The sequence below is a fragment of the Stappia sediminis genome (assembly GCF_009826895.1).
Classification (GTDB): Bacteria; Pseudomonadota; Alphaproteobacteria; order Rhizobiales; family Stappiaceae; genus Hongsoonwoonella; species Hongsoonwoonella sediminis.
In genome coordinates this window covers 412642-431661 of the sequence record NZ_WUMV01000001.1, presented here as the reverse complement: position 1 = coordinate 431661, position 19020 = coordinate 412642, and the positions used below count along the sequence as shown (strand labels likewise).

21 protein-coding genes are annotated in these 19020 nt (G+C 61.6%); 9 read left to right on the top strand and 12 right to left on the bottom strand.

What is annotated here, in order from left to right; translation table 11 throughout:
• Positions 1 to 266 precede the first annotated feature (266 nt).
• Positions 267 to 674, bottom strand: coding sequence for a VOC family protein (locus tag GR183_RS02025; RefSeq protein ID WP_160773908.1), 408 nt, complete (start codon positions 672 to 674; stop codon positions 267 to 269).
• Between the two features lie 286 nt (positions 675 to 960).
• On the opposite strand from GR183_RS02025, the gene GR183_RS02020 reads away from it, so the two are divergent.
• On the top strand, positions 961 to 1326 hold the full coding sequence (locus GR183_RS02020; RefSeq protein WP_160773907.1) for an ArsR/SmtB family transcription factor: 366 nt from the start codon (positions 961 to 963) through the stop codon (positions 1324 to 1326).
• Positions 1323 to 1856, top strand: a complete 534-nt coding sequence (locus GR183_RS02015) for an SRPBCC family protein (RefSeq protein WP_160773906.1) — start codon at positions 1323 to 1325, stop codon at positions 1854 to 1856. The genes GR183_RS02020 and GR183_RS02015 overlap by 4 nt, the downstream gene beginning before the upstream one ends.
• A 70-nt stretch (positions 1857 to 1926) precedes the next feature.
• On the opposite strand, the gene GR183_RS02010 is transcribed toward GR183_RS02015, so the two are convergent.
• Genes GR183_RS02010 through thiM form a run of 3 tightly spaced genes read right to left on the bottom strand, consistent with a single transcriptional unit; the run spans position 1927 to position 4612 of the window.
• Positions 1927 to 3036 (bottom strand): TRAP transporter substrate-binding protein, encoded by a 1110-nt coding sequence (locus tag GR183_RS02010; RefSeq protein ID WP_160773905.1) that lies wholly within the window; start codon positions 3034 to 3036, stop codon positions 1927 to 1929.
• Positions 3033 to 3845 (bottom strand): bifunctional hydroxymethylpyrimidine kinase/phosphomethylpyrimidine kinase, encoded by an 813-nt coding sequence (gene thiD, locus GR183_RS02005; protein ID WP_160773904.1) that lies wholly within the window; start codon positions 3843 to 3845, stop codon positions 3033 to 3035. Before thiD ends, GR183_RS02010 begins: the two co-directional genes overlap by 4 nt.
• Positions 3842 to 4612, bottom strand: a complete 771-nt coding sequence (gene thiM / locus GR183_RS02000; protein ID WP_160773903.1) for a hydroxyethylthiazole kinase — start codon at positions 4610 to 4612, stop codon at positions 3842 to 3844. Before thiM ends, thiD begins: the two co-directional genes overlap by 4 nt.
• Positions 4613 to 5199: 587 nt before the next feature.
• On the opposite strand from thiM, the gene GR183_RS01995 reads away from it, so the two are divergent.
• Positions 5200 to 5436, top strand: a complete 237-nt coding sequence (locus GR183_RS01995) for an Lrp/AsnC ligand binding domain-containing protein (protein ID WP_160773902.1) — start codon at positions 5200 to 5202, stop codon at positions 5434 to 5436.
• An 11-nt stretch (positions 5437 to 5447) separates the two neighbouring features.
• Here GR183_RS01995 and GR183_RS01990 read toward each other — a convergent pair whose 3' ends face one another.
• The 5 genes from GR183_RS01990 to ade all read right to left on the bottom strand — a co-directional run bounded on the left by GR183_RS01990 (position 5448) and on the right by ade (position 13777).
• Positions 5448 to 6425 carry a DMT family transporter gene (locus GR183_RS01990; RefSeq protein WP_244313579.1) on the bottom strand — a complete coding sequence of 326 codons (978 nt, stop codon included), beginning with the start codon at positions 6423 to 6425 and terminating at the stop codon, positions 5448 to 5450.
• Between the two features lie 185 nt (positions 6426 to 6610).
• Positions 6611 to 8914 (bottom strand): xanthine dehydrogenase family protein molybdopterin-binding subunit, encoded by a 2304-nt coding sequence (locus GR183_RS01985; RefSeq protein ID WP_160773901.1) that lies wholly within the window; start codon positions 8912 to 8914, stop codon positions 6611 to 6613.
• A 213-nt stretch (positions 8915 to 9127) separates the two neighbouring features.
• The gene (locus GR183_RS01980; RefSeq protein ID WP_160773900.1) at positions 9128 to 10006 is read right to left on the bottom strand and encodes a substrate-binding domain-containing protein; all 879 of its coding nucleotides are present in this window, start codon (positions 10004 to 10006) and stop codon (positions 9128 to 9130) included.
• Positions 10007 to 10136: 130 nt separating this feature from the next.
• Positions 10137 to 11798 carry a long-chain-fatty-acid--CoA ligase gene (locus tag GR183_RS01975; protein WP_160773899.1) on the bottom strand — a complete coding sequence of 554 codons (1662 nt, stop codon included), beginning with the start codon at positions 11796 to 11798 and terminating at the stop codon, positions 10137 to 10139.
• Between the two features lie 260 nt (positions 11799 to 12058).
• Positions 12059 to 13777: an adenine deaminase gene (gene ade / locus GR183_RS01970; protein WP_160773898.1), complete on the bottom strand. Its 1719-nt coding sequence runs from the start codon at positions 13775 to 13777 to the stop codon at positions 12059 to 12061.
• 635 nt (positions 13778 to 14412) lie between these two features.
• On the opposite strand from ade, the gene GR183_RS01965 reads away from it, so the two are divergent.
• Both GR183_RS01965 and GR183_RS01960 read left to right on the top strand, forming a co-directional pair.
• Positions 14413 to 14682, top strand: coding sequence for a YMGG-like glycine zipper-containing protein (locus GR183_RS01965; protein ID WP_160773897.1), 270 nt, complete (start codon positions 14413 to 14415; stop codon positions 14680 to 14682).
• Between the two features lie 82 nt (positions 14683 to 14764).
• Entirely contained in the window at positions 14765 to 15034 is a 270-nt protein-coding gene (locus GR183_RS01960; protein ID WP_160773896.1) for a YMGG-like glycine zipper-containing protein, read from the top strand.
• An 85-nt stretch (positions 15035 to 15119) separates the two neighbouring features.
• Here the strand turns inward: GR183_RS01960 and ald are convergent, their stop codons facing one another.
• Positions 15120 to 16253, bottom strand: coding sequence for an alanine dehydrogenase (ald, locus tag GR183_RS01955; protein WP_160773895.1), 1134 nt, complete (start codon positions 16251 to 16253; stop codon positions 15120 to 15122).
• Positions 16254 to 16435: 182 nt separating this feature from the next.
• On the opposite strand from ald, the gene GR183_RS01950 reads away from it, so the two are divergent.
• Complete coding sequence (locus tag GR183_RS01950) at positions 16436 to 16900, top strand: Lrp/AsnC family transcriptional regulator (protein WP_160773894.1); 465 nt, start codon at positions 16436 to 16438, stop codon at positions 16898 to 16900.
• A 15-nt stretch (positions 16901 to 16915) separates the two neighbouring features.
• On the opposite strand, the gene trhO is transcribed toward GR183_RS01950, so the two are convergent.
• Positions 16916 to 17716, bottom strand: coding sequence for an oxygen-dependent tRNA uridine(34) hydroxylase TrhO (gene trhO, locus GR183_RS01945; RefSeq protein WP_160773893.1), 801 nt, complete (start codon positions 17714 to 17716; stop codon positions 16916 to 16918).
• 428 nt (positions 17717 to 18144) lie between these two features.
• The gene (locus GR183_RS01940; RefSeq protein ID WP_160773892.1) at positions 18145 to 18282 is read right to left on the bottom strand and encodes a hypothetical protein; all 138 of its coding nucleotides are present in this window, start codon (positions 18280 to 18282) and stop codon (positions 18145 to 18147) included.
• A gap of 119 nt (positions 18283 to 18401) precedes the next feature.
• Here GR183_RS01940 and GR183_RS01935 point away from each other — a divergent pair, with 119 nt between their 5' ends.
• The 3 genes from GR183_RS01935 to GR183_RS01925 all read left to right on the top strand — a co-directional run bounded on the left by GR183_RS01935 (position 18402) and on the right by GR183_RS01925 (position 19017).
• Entirely contained in the window at positions 18402 to 18608 is a 207-nt protein-coding gene (locus GR183_RS01935) for a hypothetical protein (protein ID WP_160773891.1), read from the top strand.
• Between the two features lie 68 nt (positions 18609 to 18676).
• On the top strand, positions 18677 to 18838 hold the full coding sequence (locus GR183_RS01930; RefSeq protein ID WP_160773890.1) for a metallophosphoesterase family protein: 162 nt from the start codon (positions 18677 to 18679) through the stop codon (positions 18836 to 18838).
• A gap of 11 nt (positions 18839 to 18849) precedes the next feature.
• Positions 18850 to 19017 (top strand): hypothetical protein, encoded by a 168-nt coding sequence (locus GR183_RS01925; protein WP_160773889.1) that lies wholly within the window; start codon positions 18850 to 18852, stop codon positions 19015 to 19017.
• The last annotated feature ends 3 nt before the right edge of the window (positions 19018 to 19020 follow it).

The following is a 19020-nucleotide window of genomic DNA, read 5'->3' as shown; positions in this document are numbered from 1 at the left end:
TGCCAAATGCATCGAAGTATCGAACGGCTTGCGGCATCGGCCTGCTGAAACCGCTACCACTCTCTTCTGTCGCGCTGTGATTAGGCCCCGGGTCAAGCCCCCCCGATCAAGCCGAGGGCAGGCCGGGGTGACAGCAGAGAGCGGGTGAGTGTCGCGCGATAAATCGGCAGAGAATTCTTTACCGGACAGTAGCGGGCCCAGATCCGAGGTGACAGCGGAGCGTGGGCGATCTCCGCGATTGGCCGGCCTGATTTCCGGCATATGCCTTACATCGGAGCCGCGTTCACCTCGATGGTATTCAGGTCTGGGTCGAGCACGTAGAGCTGCGGAAATCCGGCGACACTGTCGCGGCTCAGGAGCATCCGCTTCGCGTCACCCTCGGGAAGCGCGTCGCTGAAGCCTGCACGCTCAAGGCGTGTCACCATCCCTTCAAAATCGTCCGTCCAGAACGCGAAATGAACATCCGCGATATCAACCGTTGGGGTCGTTCGGTAAGTGCCGGACGGATTGGCCACAAGGTGGATCTGACGGTCGCCACAGCCGAACCAGACGCCTGGTATGCCGAACGGCGGGCGCGGCAAGCGCGTCAGGCCGAAAAGGTCTTCATAGAACGCGGCTGAAAGCTCAACATCCCTGACGGGAAGCGATACGTGATGCAGAAGGAGCTTTGGCATGTGGTTTCTCCCCTCACAACGCCAGCGTACACGCCGATGTTCAAGGACGGAACCTTATCCAATGCATAAGTAAATAAGCATTGCCGCGGGCTCGCACCGCACATTCGCCTGCTGAAATCACTATCGCCTTTGATTGGAGAGCCGTGATCAGGCCCCTGTGTGTTGCGTTTATGGCAGGAAGGCGACGGGCGGGATGACGCCTGAGTGCCATTGCCAATCACAAAACAGCCGATAACATTCAACCATATGGTTGACTATTAAATGACACGCATATATATTCAACCACATGGTTGAACTTGCGACACCCCAACTCGACACCGTCTTTCACGCGCTTGGCGACGCCACGCGCAGGCGCATGCTGAAGGACCTTGCCGCAGGCGAACGGACGGTCGGTCAGTTGGCCGAGCCTTTCGACATCTCGCTTGCCGCAGCTTCAAAACACATCAAGGCGCTGGAAACCGCCGGGCTGATCCGCCGCGAGGTGCGGGGACGCACGCATTTCTGCCATCTCGACCCCGGCCCGCTGGCCAGCGCTTTCGAATGGCTCGGCTTCTACGAGCGCTTCTGGAGCGACCGCCTCGATGCGCTCGACAAGCTTCTTCGCGAAGAGGACGCACGCAAAATCCACCCCCCCAAAGGAGACGCGAGATGACAGAACTGGCATCCCTCGACGCCTATGGCGTGCTCACCGAACCGACCACGCTGAAAATCCAGCGCCTGCTGCCGGGCCCTATCGAGCGCGTATGGACTTATCTGACGGAAAGCGACCTGCGGCGCCAGTGGCTTGCGGCGGGCGATATGGAAATGAAGGTCGGCGCGCCATTCGAACTTGTCTGGCGCAACGACGAACTGACCGATCCGCCGGGCAAACGCCCGGAAAGCTTCGGCGAGGAACACCGGCTGGATAGCCGCATCACCGAGCTTGATCCGCCCCGCAAGCTCGCATTCACCTGGGGAAGCACGGGCGGTGTCACCTTCGAGCTGGAAACGATCGGCGACAAGGTTCTGCTGACGGTGACGCACCAGCGCGTGGCCGAGCGCTCGACCCTGCTGGCCGTAAGCGCCGGCTGGCATGCGCATCTCGATATTCTGGTGGCGCGCATGGCGGGGGAAACACCTGGGCCGTTCTGGGATACCTGGGTTGCCCTCAGGAAGGATTACGAGCAGCGGCTGGGGAACTGACGGCTTCTGTTTTACCCGCGTTCCGCCCTGCCACGAGGGTGGAACGCGTGCCATCCCCATGCGCCGGCGATCAGCCGTCGCGCGAGTCCAGATAAAGCCGCGTGGAAAGGCTGCTCCACTGCGAGAGCCGGTTTCGCGCACGCAGGAAGCTTTTCACTATTCTTTCGCTGATCTCGTCGATCTCCGCCACGCTGCGCGTGACATCCTCCGAGGTGGTGCGAAGCGCCTGAAGCACATCGTCCGGGAAGATCTTGACCTCCACGCCGTGCTTGTTCTGCAAGGCCCTGAGATAGCCCGAGTTCATCCATTCGCTTTCGGCGAGCGAGCGGGCGTTTTCGGCCCGGCAGACATCGCGCACGATGGCCTTCAGGTCATCCGGCAGGCCTTCGAAGGCAACGGAGTTGAAAAGCGCCTCGCCCGTGCCGTTCGGCTCGTGGAACCCCGGCGCGTAGTAGAGTTTCGCGACCTCGTGAAAGCCCATGGCCGTATCGCTCCACGGCCCCAGAAACTCCGTCGCGTCGATCAGGCCGGACTGGAGGGCGCCGAAAAGTTCCGCGGGCGGCAGCGAGACGGGCGTCGCGCCAAGCCGGCGCATGACCTCCCCGCCAAGGCCCGGCATGCGGATCTTCAGACCTTTGAGATCCTCAAGGCTCATGATCTCGTTCTTGAACCAGCCGCCCATCTGGACGCCGGTGTTGCCGGCCATCAGCGCATTCACGCCGAAGGGGCCGTAAAGCTCGTCCCAAAGCTCCTGCCCCCCGCCCTGCTCTATCCAGGTGATATGCTCAAGCGGCAGGAGGCCGAAGGGCACCGCGGTAAAGAAGACCGCCGCCGGCAGCTTGCCCTGCCAGAAGAAAGAGGCGCTGTGACCCATTTGCGCGGTGCCCGAGGAGACGGCGTCGAAAACCTCGAGCGCGGGCACGAGTTCTCCGGCCGCGAAAAGGCGGATGCGCAGGCGCCCGCCGCTCATCAGCGCGATATTGTCGGCGATGCGCTGCGCGGTAATTCCCGGTCCCGGCAGGTCCTTCGGCCAGGAGGTGACCATTTTCCACTCGATCGTCGCCTGACCGGACTGCGCGACCGCAGGCGCGGCAAGCGCCGTCGCCGCTGCTCCGCCGGCACCGAGCGCAAGCGCCCGGCGTCTCGTGACGGAAGCCGTCTTGTCGTCTGTTTCGGTCATTGCGAATGTTCCGTCCACTGTCGATAAAAATGATGCACCGGGCCGTGGCCCGAGCCAATCTCCAAGGCATCGGCGGCCCTTACCGCATCCGTGATGTAGATTTTTGCCTCCGCTACAGAATCGGCCATGGAGCGCCCCTTGGCAAGTCCGGCGGCGACCGCGGAGGATAAAGTGCAGCCCGTGCCATGCGTATTGCGGGTTTCATGACGCTGGGCAACCAACCATTTCTCGTCATTGCCGTCGCTCAGAAGGTCTGCGCATTCATCATCCGCCCCATGCCCGCCCTTCAAAAGAACGCACCTTGCGCCGAGCGAAAGCAGGCCTTTGGCCTGGGTCACCATATCCTCGCGGCTTTCGGCGACGGGCGACGACAACATCCTGGCGGCTTCATGCAGGTTCGGCGTGACGAGATCGGCCCTGGGGAGAAGCGCGGAGATCAGTTCCTCCACCGCGTCCTCGGCCAGAAGCGGATCGCCGGAGGCGGCGACCATGACCGGGTCGAGCACGATGTTGCGCGCGCGGTGCCTCTCAAGCCCCTGCGCCACCGCGCGGATCGCTTCGGGCCGAGACAACATGCCGATCTTTACCGCATCGACCGCAAGGTCGGAAAAGACGGCATCCATCTGCGCGGCGATGAAATCCGCCGGGACATCGTGAATGCCGCTCACGCCATGGGTGTTTTGCGCGGTCAGTGCCGTGATAACGCTGGCGCCATAAACGCCAAGCGCCGAAAAGGCCTTCAAATCCGCCTGAATGCCGGCGCCGCCGCCGGAATCCGAGCCGGCGATTGTGAGAGCTATCGCCGTCATTTCGCGCCCCCTTCCCGGCCCAGCCGGTAAAGCGCATCGAGAAACGCGGGCACGAAGCTTCCCGGCCCTTGCGACCGCTCCCCAGCCTCCTCACCCGCAAGGCCGACCACGGTGAGCGCGGCTGCCGCGGCCTTCAGCGGATCATCCTCAACGCAGAGAAAACCCGCAACGACGGCGGAAGCGGCACAGCCCATCGCGGTGACGCGCGCCATGAGAGGGTGGCCGGAAGCGATATCCATCGCGCGCCTGCCGTCCGTCACGCGGTCGACCGCGCCGGTAAGCGCAAGGGTTACGCCGGCGTTTTTCGCAAAATCTTCGGGGGTGTCGCCGCCGGAAAGTGCTGCAACCTCATCCGCGTTCGCGCGCACCACCGCCGGGCGGCGGGCCATGCAGCTTTTCGCAAGCTTGAGGCGCGCGGGCGAACGGTTGACCAGCACCGGGTCAAGCACGAAGGCAAGGCCCGCATCCTCCACCGCATCGAGGCCGAGATCGATCGCCGCGCGGCGCTCATCGTCGATAGTGCCGATATTGACGAGGAAACCTTCGGCGGATTTCACGAAATCGGAGATTTCCTCACGCGCGACCGTCATTGAGGGGACCGCGCCCAGCGCAAGCAGGACGTTGGCGGTAAAATTCTGCGCGACCGAATTGGTGATGCAGTGAACGCGCGGGCCACGCGCCCTCAGGCGCTCCAGCAAGCTCACAGTTTCTTCGAGGGAAAAGACCAGCTTTTCCGCGCCTTTCGCTTCCGGGGCGAGGCTTGTCATGCGGCAGCCTTCCGAGAAAGCGCCGAAACTTTCCGTATTCTCATATCCCAATCCCTCCGCCGGCATGATCCGGATCAGGTTCCTGGAGTTGGCACTTCAGGGTCTGACCCCATAAAATTGACGGATAAGGTATTGGCCAATCTGAGCCGGATACGAGGAGCAAGAGCGCAGGAAACCAGATTGGTTTCAAGATCTTGCGACAAAGTAACCGGCCAGATCGGCCATATCCTCTGGACACCGAAACGGCTTCGACCTGCTTCGTCGAAGGGCTTGAACGGGTGGCCGACACGCTCTGCGCCCTTCTCCTCGCATCTCATTGCCGTTCCAGGTGCCATATACATCAATTTTATGGGCCCAGACCTTAGCCTCTCAGCCCGGCGGATCAGCCCGCCCGGCACCCCCTTGAGACGGGCGAAGACGTAACAAGACGCAAAGGCATTTTCAACCGGGCAGCGCCGCATGCCCCCCGGAAAACGCATTACAAATTCGAAAGACTTGCCCCCAAACGGTTGTTCCTGTTCACTGCCCGCCTGAATCGCCCAGACCGGACCGGACCGGAATTGGGCAAACCCGCTTCGGAGACCGCCATGAAGCCGTTTTTCGTGATGATCAAATGCCACCTCGGCAAGGCCTACCAGGTGGCCAATGCCATAGCCGATGCCGAAATCGCATCCGAAATCTATTCCACGGCGGGCGACTACGATCTTCTGGTGAAATTCTACGTGGATGACGACATGGATATCGGCCATTTCGTCAATGAAAAGGTGCACCCGTTCGACGGCATTCTGGATACGAAAACGCTGATCACCTTCAAGGCGTTTTGACGTATCAGAATTCAGGCGCGGGTCGCCGACCCCGCCTTTTGCGCCTTCGTGCGGTCGAGACCGAGCCTGTGCTCGCGGTAGATAACGAAAATGCCTGCCGAAATGACGATCACCGCGCCCAGAAGCACTTCGACCGTCGGAATTTCGCTAAAGAAGACCCAACCGAAGGTGCTCGCCCACAAAAGCGTCGTGTATTCGAAGGGCGCGATCGTCGACGCCTCGGCGAAACGGTAGCTCTGGGTCAGCATCGCCTGACCTATTCCGCCCAAAAGACCGATGGCGATCAGGATCAGAAAATCGGTCATGCCCGGCATCACCCAGCCGAAAGGCAAGGACAGGAGCGAGAGCAACGACGCCGTTCCCGAAAACCAGAGCACTATCGTCGACGTGCGCTCGCTCGACGTCAGCTTACGCACGAAAATAGCGGCAAGCGCCATGAAAACCGCCGCGCCGAATGCGAAAAGCGCGCCGACCGCCGCCTCGTTGCTCAAGACATCCCCCGTCAGATGCGGGGAAAGAATGACGACGATCCCCAGCAAGCCGATCATCACCGCCGTCCAACGGTAGATGCGCACGACCTCGCCCAGGAAGAGCCAGGCGAGTATGACCGTCATCAATGGCGCGGAAAAGCTGATCGCCGTCGCATCCGGCAGCGGTATCCTTGCAAGGGCCGAAAACCAGAGCGCCATGGCGGTTGTGCCGACGAGAGCGCGCCCGATATGGCCGAAGGGGCGGCGGGTCACAAAGGCCGTGCCAAGCTCCCCGCGAAAGACGAGCATCGCCAGGACCGGCACCATGCCGACGAAATTGCGCGCGAACATGACCTCGCCGACGGGCACGCGCTCCGAGACGTATTTGATCAGCGTGAGCATGCCCGTGAAGATCAACGCGGAAGCGACCTTCAGGAGAATTCCGACGACAGGCCGCGTCTGATTAAGATCGGACGAGGACGTACGGGGAGTATCGGCTGCTGCCGTCATTCGGGACATGGGCGATCGATATCTTGAGAAACGCCCGACGGGGCTCGGGCGCAAAGTTATAAGACATTCATATGACGAAATCGCAGCGCGCGAAAGGCATGTCCACGCATAGCCGCCCCGCGCGAAAAGCGCGACGAAAATGATCCCGGCTGGAATGGCCAGCCGGGATTCGATCGTAATTCAGCCCAGAAAAATCAGGCGTTTGCGGCCTGGATCGCCTCCCAAACGCGGTTCGGTGTCGCCGGCATGTCGATATGCTTCACGCCCGCGTGGCGGCGAAGCGCATCCGCGACGGCGTTCATGACCGCAGCGGAGCCACCGATGGTGCCGGCCTCGCCCGCGCCCTTGATGCCCATGGCGTTCGTGGTGGAGGGCACGTTGCGCGTCTCGAAATGAAATGAGGGAAGCTCTTCCGCCCGCGGCATGTGGTAGTCGAGGAAGGTGGCGGTCAAAAGCTGCCCGTCCTCGTCGAAGACGGTACGCTCCATCAACGCCTGGCCAATCGCCTGTGCGACGCCGCCGTGAACCTGACCGGCTAGGAGAACCGGGTTCACCGTGACACCGAAGTCATCGACGATGACGTAATTCAGGATTTCCGTATCTCCCGTTTCCGGATCTATCTCCAACTCGCAGATGTGCGTGCCGTTCGGGTAGGTGTTTTCCGACTGCTTCACCGATTCCGCCGCCGAAAGCGCCTCCGGCGCGCCAGCCGCGATTTCGGCAAGCGTCACCGCCTTGTCGGTGCCGATCACGCGTACCGAGCCATCGGCAAGTTCAAGATCCTCGGCGCCCGCCTCCAGCTTGTCGGCGGCAACTTCCTTGATCTTTGCCACAAGCGTCTTCGACGCTTCAAGCACCGAAGGAAGACCGATCGGGATCGAGCGCGAGCCACCCGTGCCGCCGCCCGTACGAACGCGGTCGGTATCGCCCTGGATGACGTTGATCTTGTCGAGATCGACGCCGAATTGCTCGGCGATCACCTGACCGTAGGCCGTTGCGTGGCCCTGGCCATTGGTCTGCGTGCCGATGAGGAGCGTCAGCGACCCGTCAAGGCCGAGTTCCACGGTCGCCTCCTCCGAGCCCGCGAAGGCGCAGGCCTCGATATAGGTGCACATGCCGATGCCGCGGTATTTTCCGGCCGCTTCGGATGCGGCGTCGCGCTGCCCGAAGCCCGCCCAGTCGGCAACCTCCATGGCTTTTTCCATGTGGCCGGTGAATTCGCCCGTGTCGTACATGCGCCCCGTGGGCGTGGTGTAGGGCATCTGCTCCGGCTTGATGAAGTTGCGCCGGCGGATCTCGTCGGAAGAAAGCCCCATGTCGAGCGCCGCCTGTTCCACCAGCCGCTCTATCAGATAAGCCGCCTCCGGCCGGCCCGCACCACGATAGGCATCCGTCGGGACCGTGTTGGTGAAGACGCCGTTGATCGTCACGTCCAGCGCTTCGATGTCGTAAAGCCCGGTCGACATCGACGTGCCGACGAAGGGAATGAACGGGCCGAACTGGTGCAGATAGGCGCCCATATTCGCCGTAACGTCGATGCGAAGGCCAAGAAACCTGCCGTTCTCGTCCATGGCGACTTCGGCGGTGGTGACATTATCGCGGCCGTGCGCGTCACTCACGAAATGTTCTCCGCGCTCGCCGATCCATTTCACAGGCCGGCCAAGACGCTCGGCGGCGACGAGACAAAGCGGATATTCGCGGTAAACGAATATCTTGGTACCGAAACCGCCGCCGACATCCGGCGTGACGACGCGCAGGCGCGAGGCGTCGATGCCGAGAATATCCTCCGCGATGATATCGCGTATGCCATGGCCACCCTGCGTGCCGACCGTAAGCGTGTAGCGGTCCGTCTCCTTGTCGAACTCCGCCACGCAGCCGCGCGTTTCCATGTAATTGGAAACAAGGCGGTTGTTAACGATGTCGATCCGGCTGACGTGCTTTGCCGCCGCAAAGGCGGCGTCGGTCTTTTCCTTGTCGCCCTGGCCAAGCGTGAAGGCCCGGTTCGTGCCGGTTTGCGGCCAGACAAGCGGCGCGCCCTCCTTCAGGGCGTCGGCGGTCTCGACGACGGCCTCAAGCGGGTCGAAGTCGATCTCGATCAGCTCGGACGCCGATTTCGCCTCGTCGACACTGTCGGCCACGATGAAGACCAGCGCATCGCCCACATGGCGCACCATGTCCTTGCACAGCACCGGACGCACGGGAACGGCATGCTTGGTACCGTCCTTTTGAGGCATGACCGCCTTGGTCGGCATCGGCTTCAGGCCGGCAATGTCATCGGCCGTGAGCACCAGATGAACACCGGGCGCATCGCGCGCGGCGGAAAGATCGCCGATCGCGACCTTCGCATAGGCCATCGGGGAACGAAGCACATAGGCCTTCAGCGTTCCTTCGGGATTGTAATCGTCGACATAGTGACCGTGGCCGGTGACGAGTGCGGCGTCTTCCTTGCGCCGCACCGGGGCGCCCACGCCGAATTTCTTCTGAACGATCTCATTCATGAACGATTTCCTCGACTCGGGAGAATTCGAAACGGCCCGACATGGGAGCCATCGGGCGAAAAGTCCGGACCGGCGTCACCGCCGACCAACATGCGTTGGCCGAACTTTACCGGCAGGTGCAGGGAGCGTTCAAGGCCAATGCCCGCTCCCCCGGCAACTTTACGTCATACATAATCGCCGGAAGCGATCCCGCCAGCCCCGGGCAACGGAATGTCAGCCTCCGTTGAAATGCACGGTGCCGAAGCGCTCGATCCTGTAACCGCCGAAACGGGCGGCCATTTCGCCGAACGCAGGCGTTCGGCAAAACTCCAGAAGCGCCTGGAACGGCGGCTCGAACCAGTCCCGCCGCGAGACCAGCATGTCGAAGCGTTCCTCACAAACGGGCACGAAGCCGAGCTTGAACTGATGCGCCGAAGCTTCGAGCCCGAAAGCGGCATCCGCACTTCCGTCCAGCACCGCAAGGGCCGCCTCGCGCTCGTCGCGCGCAAGCCGGCCTTCCGTCATCCGGGCGGCAAGATCAGGCGCCTCATCGCCCACAAGCTTTTCCAACAGCAGCTGGCTTCCCGCACTCGGCTGGCGCCGCACAAGCTCGACCCCGTCGAGATCGGCCAGCGTCTTCAGCTCTTTCGGATTTCCCGGCTGCACGATCAACCCGCGCGAACGCCAGAACCACTCCACAAGAACGACGGGACGATAGCGATAGCGCGCACGCACCGTCTCGACATTCCAGCCCTCACTTTCCGGCACATGAAGCCCCACGGCAAGGCCAGCACCGTCATCGAAACGCTCCAGCCCGTCCAGGCTACCGTCGAAAAGAGTGGCAAGGCCCGATCCCGATTCGCGCGCCGCCCACTCAAGCAGCGGATCGTGGCTTCCGAGAATTACATGCGGGCGCTCGGCTTCAAGTTTCGGCGCGTCACCCGCCTTGTCGATCCAGGCAAGCACGAGATCGCGCGGGAAAATGAGTTTGCCGGTTGCCCGGCTGTGCGGGATATCTCCGGCGGCTGCGAGGTCGTAGATCTTGCGCTCCTTGACGCGCAGAAGATCCGCCATCTCTCGGGTCGTCAAAAAATGCGGAAGATCGTTCGACATCTATTGCGGCTTGAGCCTTTCAGGCCTGGATTGTGCGATTGCAAAAGGAGATTAGGTCCTTGCCGCAAATAAATGCAACAGCGGGCGGGCTCTGCAAGCCCGCCCGCCGTCAATAAAACCCGAACTGTCGTCAGGCCGCTGAAGAAGCTGCCCTTTTGGCGTTTTCTTCTTCGACGAGTTCCTTCTTCGACAATTTGCCGACAAGCGTTTTCGGCAATTCGTCGCGGAACTCGATCTCGCGCGGCAATTCGATCGTCGAAAGATGCCCGCGCAGAAACGTCTTCAACCCCTCGGCCGTCACGTCGCCACCCGCCTTCAACTTCACGAAGGCCTTCGGTGCCTGGCCGCGATAGTCGTCTGGAACGGCAATGACAATCGCTTCCGCAACCGCTTCATGCTGGTAAAGCGCTTCTTCGATAACGCGCGGGTATACGTTGTAGCCGGAGCAGATGATGAGATCCTTGATCCGGTCCACCAGATGGATGAAACCGTCGTCATCCATATATCCGACATCGCCTGTGTGAAGCGCGCCGTTCTCGATCGTCTTGGCTGTTTCCTCCGGACGGTTCCAGTAGCCCTTCATCACCTGGGGGCCGATGGCGACAAGTTCGCCTTTCTCGCCCTGCTTCATCACCTTCGAGGGGTCGTCGAGGTCGCGGAATTCAACCCTTGTGCCGGGCATGGGAACGCCGATCGAGCCCGCGCGCCGGCTTTCGTCGAGCGGGTTTGCGCTTACGACCGGAGAGGCTTCCGTCAGGCCGTAACCTTCGACAAGCATGCAGCCCGTCAAATCCTCGAACTGGTTCTTCACCTCGACCGGCAGAGGCGCACCGCCGGACAAGCAGAATTTGATCGATTTCAGGTCGTATTTGCGCGTGAGTTCGGCATTGTTGATCGCCGTATAAAGCGTCGGCACGCCCGGAAACAGCGTGATCTTCTTGCGCCTGATCGTATCCAGCAGGAGCTTCAGCTCAAACCGCGGGATCATCACCATCTCCGCGCCAAGGGCAATGGACTTGTTCTGCACGACCGTCATGGCGAAGACGTGGAAGAACGGCAGCACGCAAAGCATTTTCTCGCGGCCCGGCTCGGCGGCGGAAAAAACGGTGCGCATCTGCTCGATATTCGCCGAAAGATTGGCGTGAGTGAGCATGGCACCCTTCGGCACGCCCGTCGTGCCGCCGGTATACTGCAGCACCGCGACATCCTCCGCCGGATCGATCTCGGCCGCCTCGACGCTGCCCCCCTTCGCCACAAGGTCGTTATGGAAGACATGGGCCGCATCATTTGGCACATCGGCACGCTCGCTCGCCTTGAAAAGCGAGAACAGGAACTTCTTCGGCTGGGGAAGGATATCCGCCATGCGACAGACGACGATCTTGTCGAGAGCGCCTTCCTTTCGCACGTCCTCGACCTTGTCGTAGATCACCTTGAGATCGAGCGTGACCATGATGCGCGCACCGGAATCACGCGCCTGAAAAGCGATCTCGCGCTGGACGTAGAGAGGGTTGAAGTTGACGACGATGCCGCCGAGTTTCAGAACCGCGAAATAATAGGTCGTGTAATAGGGCGTGTTCGGCAGGCACAGGCCGACGCGCGTGCCCTTTTCCACGCCGAGCGCCTTCAGCCCGGCCGCCGCCTGGTCGACCATTTGCCCAAGCTCGGCGTAGGTCCAGCCCTTGCCCAGAAAATCAACCGCCGGCCTGTCTGCAAAACGGCTCACCGCCTCGTCGATATATTCATGCAGCGGCCGCGGTCTGAAGGCTTTGAGCCAGGCCTCGGTGTCATTCATGATCAGCATCCTCCCAAAAAACTGCCCAGGGCGCGCCGGCCGGAATACGGTTCCTCGCCCGGATCGGCGCTGCCCTCACCCCAAACAGACCGCATGCACGGCCTTCCCCCCAAAAGTGATGACGGAAAATGCAGCGCCCTTCCGTTTACGTCAACTGCCGACGTAGCGGCAATTGTTCATATTTGTTTCACAGTGTACCCCAAGCGGTGGCTCACATCACATCAAGTGATTGCATGTCATGGTCCTTTCAGCCTTAAACGTCAGCCGATGAGCTCGAAACGATCGGCATCGAAAAGCCCACGGTCGGTGATCTTGAGGTGCGGGATGACGGGCAGCGGCAGAAAGGCAACCTGAAGGAAAGGCTCTGGCAAGGTGCAGCCGATCTCCTTCGCCGCCTCGCGCAAGCGTTCCAGCGCTTGCCCGACCGTCTCGAAAGGTTCAAGGCTCATGAGGCCCGCGAGCGGCAGCGCCAGTTCGGCAAGAATGCGCTCCCCTTCGGCGACGGCGAAACCTCCCTTGAGCTCCACAAGGCGGTTGACGGCGGTTGCCATGGACGAATCGTCGGCGCCGATTACGCAAATGTTATGGCTGTCATGGCCGACCGATGACGCGATCGCCCCACGCCGCAGGCCAAACCCCGAGACGAAGCCCCGGCCGATGTTGCCGTTGACGCCGTGCCGCTCGACGACGGCGACCTTGACGACATCCTGAGCCGGGTCGCTGTCGAGAAACCCGCCGTAGACGGGGAGCGTCCTTTTCAGGTGCTCGGTGATAATGCGCCCCGGGACGACGCCGATCACCGAAGCCTCGTTGGCGCCGCCTGCCCTCACCCTGAAGTCATTCGCCGAAACCTTCGACAGTTTCACGCTGTCGAGCGCGACAGGCGCGACCGTTTTCCGGGCCGCGAAGGCTTCCGCAGTCGCCTCGCGCCCACCGGCAAAGACCTTGTGAACGCGGCAGTCTTCCAAATCGTCGAGAAGAACGATATCCGCCCGCCATCCGGGCGCGACCAGCCCGCGATCGCGCAGGCCGAAGGCGGTTGCCGCCGACCAGCTCGCCGCGCGATAGACATCCACCGGCCTCGCGCCATGGGCAATCAGCCGCCGGATCATGCTGTCGAGGTGGCCTTCTTCGGCGATGTCCAGCGGGTTGCGGTCATCCGTGCAAAGGCAGACGAAGGAGGCGGTGTCGGGCGTAAGCACGCCAGCCAGCGCATCGAGATCCTTGGAGACAGAACCCTCGCGGATCAGGATCGTCATTCCCTTGGAAAGCTTCTCCAGCGCCTCTTCGGCCGTCGTCGCCTCATGGTCGGTCCGGATGCGGGCGGCGAGATAACCGTTCAACGCAAGACCCGATAGAAGCGGAGAATGCCCGTCGATATGTCCGTCCTGAAAGGCCGCAAGCTTGGCGATAGCGCCGGGATCGCGCGCGAGAACGCCGGGAAAGTTCATGAATTCGGCAAGGCCGATGACCGAAGGGTGATCGCGAAGCGGCAACAGATCCTCTATCTCCAGCCGGGCGCCCGCGGTCTCGAACGCCGTCGCCGGCACGCAGGAGGACAGATTGACGCGAATGTCCATCAGCGTGCGCGTGGAGGCATCCAGAAAATAGCGGATGCCCTCCACGCCACAGACATTTGCGATCTCATGCGGATCGCAGATCGCCGTCGTCACACCATGCGGCAAAACGCAGCGGTCGAACTCGAAAGGGGTCACCAGCGACGATTCGATGTGCAGATGCGTGTCGATGAAGCCTGGAACGACGATCCGCCCTTCGGCGTCGATTTCCCTCTCGCCCCGGTACGCGGCATGGGTTCCGACAATACGATCGCTCACCACCGCGATGTCGCTTTCGGTCAGGGAGCCGTCGATAACGCTGAAAAGCCGGGCATTCCTTATCACGAGATCGGCAGGAACTTCCCCTGCCCCGGCGGCAATCGCGCATTCCAGGAATTTCCTCGTCTCAACGTCATTCGCCATCAGGCGCTCCTGTTTCTTTTTTGGATAAGTGATGTCCAGCATGAAGGCTGTCGCGATTTTGGCGCAATTGTCCAGAAGCTGCGAAGGTGGAAACGGGACAATCCACCCCCGCCTTCGCACGGAATGGGCATTGCGGAAAGGCGGATTGAAACCGGAAACGCACCGATTGCGTTTCCTCTATGGAACGTGATCAAGCGGAGATGCAAGGAACCCTTCAGTTGTGACGCGGATCACATTATCCCGCAAAACGGCTGACATTTGTCAGGTGATGGATCCACAAATAAGGTCGAAATGGCGCATAGAGTGCAATATTTCCTTACGGTATGGTGAAAAGCCCACTGAACGAATATCAGGCCACGAGTTCAAGTTTAGGGAGCGACGTTGGGTAAGTTTGGTGCATAATGACATACTTGCGACCATGGCCAACGCAGCCACCGGCGGCGTGAAGGGCGTGCATTCGGGCAAAGCATCGAGGGTGCCGGCGGCGCTGTCTTGAGCCTTGCCCGCAACCGGAAAATCGTGTCGCGACGGACCGTCAAGGCCGCCGCTACAAGGGTGACCTGCCCACAAGGCGGGCTAAAGGGACGGCCGGAGATCGACCAAGAGGCTTCCGGCCAATGACGACAGGAGGCAATATGTACAAGATCCTGGCCACCGCGGCTTGCGCGCTTCTCCTTGCCGGCTGCCAGTCCGACAGCCAGAGCGACCGCGCCCTTGTGGGCGGCGGCCTCGGCGCCGCGACAGGTGCGGCTATCGGCGCCGCGGCGACCGGCGACGTCGGCGGCGCGCTGGTCGGCGGTGCGGTTGGTGCTGCGAGCGGCGCCATCATCGGCTCGGCGACCACTCCGAAGAACTGCATCGCGACGGACCGCTATGGCCGCCGCTACTATGTCGCCTGCCCGTAACACTTCGGGCTTCGACTCTATCACCTAACCACAAGGCCCGGCCGGACCGAAAACGGCCGGGCTTTAAATGCAGGGAGTTTGCATGAACAAGATACTGGCCCTTGCGGCCTGCTCGCTTTTGCTTGCCGGCTGCAGTTCCGACAGCCAGCGGGACCGGGCACTTCTCGGCGGCGGTCTCGGGGCTGCGACGGGAGCCGCCATCGGCGCGGCGACCGGCGGCGGAGCGGGCGCCGCCGTCGCGGGTGCGGCGATCGGCGCGGTCGGCGGCGGCGTGATCGGTGCGGCGACCGCGCCGAAAAACTGCATCGCGACGGATCAATATGGCCGGCGCTACTACGTCGCCTGCCCTTGATAAGAATTATTCGAGGCACGCAAGAAGCAAAGCCGGCGGATCGCTCCGCCGGCTTTTTTCATTTCTTCAAGAGCACGGAAGCGCGTCAGGCCGCGGCCGGCACGCCCTTCAACGCCTGCTCCGGCGCCAGATAATCGTAGCCAAGCGCGCTCGCGACGGCTTCGCAAGTCACCTGCCCCTGGTAGACGTTCAGCCCCGGCAGGAGATGCGGATCGTCGAGAAGCGCCTTCTCGTAGCCCTTGTCGGCCAGGGCCAGCACGAACGGCAGCGTAACGTTGTTGAGCGCATTCGTGGACGTGATCGGCACGGCACCCGGCATATTGGCGACGCAATAGTGGACAACCTCGTCGACGATATAGGTCGGGTCGGTATGCGTCGTCGCGTGGGAAGTGGCAAAGCAGCCGCCCTGGTCGATGGCGACATCGACCAGCACCGAACCGGGCTTCATGCGCTTGACCAGGTCAGCGCTGACAAGCTTCGGCGCGGCCGCACCGGCGACCAGCACGGCGCCGATAACGAGATCTGCGTCAAGCACATACTGTTCCACCGTGGAGGCAGTGGAGTAGACCGTGCGAAGCGCGGAACCGAAACGATGCGACAGTGAAGCCATCACATCGACGTTGCGATCGAGCACGGTGACATCCGCGCCGAGGCCGAGCGCCATGGTGATGGCATGTGCGCCCACGACGCCGCCGCCGATCACGACGACCTTTGCAGGCGCGACACCCGGAACGCCGCCGAGCAGCAGGCCCGCGCCGCCGTTCGCCTTTTGCAGCGCAGTCGCGCCGGCCTGGATCGAAAGGCGGCCGGCAACCTGCGACATGGGAGCGAGAAGCGGAAGGCCGCCGCGCGCATCCGTCACGGTTTCATAGGCAATGCAGGTCGCCCCGGACTTGACGAGATCCGCCGTCTGCTCCGCATCCGGAGCGAGGTGGAGATAGGTGAAAAGCACATGGTCGGGGCGCAGCATGGCGCGCTCGACCGCCTGCGGCTCCTTCACCTTGACGATCATATCGGCGGCGGCGAAAACTTCGGCCGCGGTCTTGAGCACCTTCGCGCCCGCCTCTTCGTAAGCGGCATCGGCGGCGTTGATTCCGGCTCCGGCCATCGTCTCGACGACGACTTCGTGACCATGCGCGACAACCTCGCGCACGCTCGCCGGCGTCAGGCCGACGCGATATTCGTGGTTCTTGATTTCCTTCGGAACACCAATCCGCATGACGTCCTCCCAATTCCCGATGCGCCGCCAGAACCCTTTTCCGTCGGCGCCGTTTATCATTGAGAGAGGATAGCGCGTTTCACCCAGCATTTTCTTGCGAAGTTGACGCGTACGGCTCTACTGACGCAATAATATAGCGTATTCCCGGATAAAAATCGAATTCCCTGCGATCGAGGCCAAAAATGAAACTCGACCGGATCGACCGGAAAATCCTGACCCGGCTGCAGAGCGACGGACGGATCGCCAATGCCGAGCTTGCAGAGGCGGTGGGCCTTTCCGCATCCGCCTGCCTGCGACGGGTGAAGGCGCTGGAGCAGGCAGGCGTCATCGACAGCTATGTCGCGCTGCTCGACCCGAAGAAGATCGCGCGGCGCATGGATATCTTCGTGGAGATTTCCCTGACTTCGCAGGCGAGCGAAGTGCTAAGCGCCTTCGAAAAGGCGGTGAGCCGCTCATCGGAGATCATGGAGTGCTATCTGATGGCGGGCGATGCAGACTATCTCTTACGCATCGCCGCCGCCGATCCGACGGATTTCGAACGCATCCACAAGGACCATCTGTCACGGCTGCCGGGAGTGACGCGCATGCGCTCTTCCTTCGCAATCCGCACCGTCACCCGCAAGACCGCTTTCGCTTTCGACGAGTGAGCCGCATCGGAGCGACTACCGGTTTCCGCTGCCGGTCGCAGTGTCCACCACATCGCTCGGCAGGATCTCGAAAGCATCGCGCGGCGCGTCCCGCCCCCAGGTGGGAGCAAGGTCATGGTCGACCGCGATCCGCTCGTCGAAGACGAAACAGGAGCCGGACCAAAGGCTTTCGGCTTCGGGCATCTTTTCCAGATAGTTCAGGATGCCGCCCTTGAGGTGATAGACCTCCTCGAAACCCTCGCTAAGGAGAAGCGCCGTCGCCTTTTCGCAGCGAATGCCGCCCGTGCAATACATGGCGACCCTGGGCTTTTCCTCAAGTTCCTTCGCCTGCCTCACCCATTCCGCGAACTCCCGGAAGGAGCGTGTGCCGGGATCGACGGCCCCCTGGAAACGGCCGAAGGCGACCTCATAATCGTTTCGCGTATCGACCAGAACCACATCCGGATCCGAAACAAGCGCGTTCCAATCCTCAGGCGCGATGTAGGTCCCGACACGCCGGCGCGGATCGGCCGCCGCCACGCCCAGCGAAACGATCTCCTTCTTGAGGCGCACCTTCATGCGCTTGAACGGATTGCGCGCGGCATAGGAGAATTTCGCATCCAACTCCGCAAAACGTTCGTCGGACCGCAGATATTCCAGCAGTTCGCCGATCGCCTCGGGGCTGCCCGCGACCGTGCCGTTGATGCCTTCACGCGCGAGCAGCAGGCTGCCGAAGATCGACCGAGAGCGGCAAAACGCGAGAAGCGGCTCGCGCAAAGCCTCATGGCTCTCAAGGTCAACGAACTTGTAAAGGGCGGCAATCTTGATTTCAGGCATCGTCGTGTCGAAGGTTGCTAGGGTCTGGACCCATAATATTGATGCAAATGGCACCTGAAACGGCAAAATGCTGCAAGAAGAAGGGCGCGGAGCGGGTCGGCCACCCGTTTAAGCCCTTCGACGAAGCAGGTCGAAGTCGTTTCGGTGTCCGAAGGATATTGCCGATCTGGCCGGCTACTTTGTCGCAAAGCCTTGAAAACCGACCTGGTTTCCTGCGCCCTTGCTCCTTGTATCCAACCAAATCGACTCATACCATTTCCGTCAATTTTATGGGTCCAGACCCTGGGCACCGCCGGACAAGCGAATTCCGGCCTGCCCGTTCCTTAAACTATGCGCACTTGGCGCACCAGAGGCGATTTCCTCAAGCATGACCGCGGCGCCGGAGCCGATGACCCTTGGAAGAGGCGATGCCCTGTGGCGTCATCCGGTCAATAGATGAACGAAAAGACGACCGTCCAGAGCACGGCATTGCCGATAATGATCGCCAGATAGATCTTCATGTAACGGGACTGGAGCGAGGAACCGCCCCGGGGATCGGCGGTCTTCGAGGTTACATTCCTGCTCATGGTTGAAATCCGCTAAAGCTGTCCAATCAATACAAGTGTCTCGCGCATTCAATGTTCAACATGATTAACGAACTCTAAATCACAAGGTAATCGAGAAGCCTGCACCGAGTTATATTCCGTTGCGTCAGTATTGCTCGCGGCAACGGCGGGCGGAGAACGAGCGGCTGGCGAACAACCCCTTCACTCCGGCAACGTACATCCCGCTGAAGGGCAACCACGAGGATTGCCTGCTCCGTTTTCTCGTTGATCCGGCCGCGAACGCGTACTGGCTCACCTTCGGCGATACGCAGACCATCAACTCCTACGGGATATCCGTGTCGGACTAGAAAAGCTTTCGCGAGACTTCGAGGCCGCCATCCCGGCCCACAGCCTCCGCTTTCCGGAAGGTCTTGCAATGTCCTGGATCGCCGGCGACCTCATGTTCGTCCACGCCGGCATTCGCCCCGGCGTTCCGCTTGAACGGCAGGACCCGAACGACCTTATCTGGTTTCGCGACGAATTCCTTTACCTCGACGGCCCGCTGCCGAAGTTCGTCATCCACGGCCACACCCCGTAGGCAGGGCCCAGATGCGCCGCAACCGCATCGATATCGACACAGGCGCCTGCTACGGCGGGCACCTGTCCGTGCCAGCGATCGACGAGACAACATTCGATCTCGTGGAATTCCACCACGGCGAGGACGAGCCCATCGACCATCCCGCGTTTCCGATGCCGCGCCATGACGGTGAAGGATAAGCA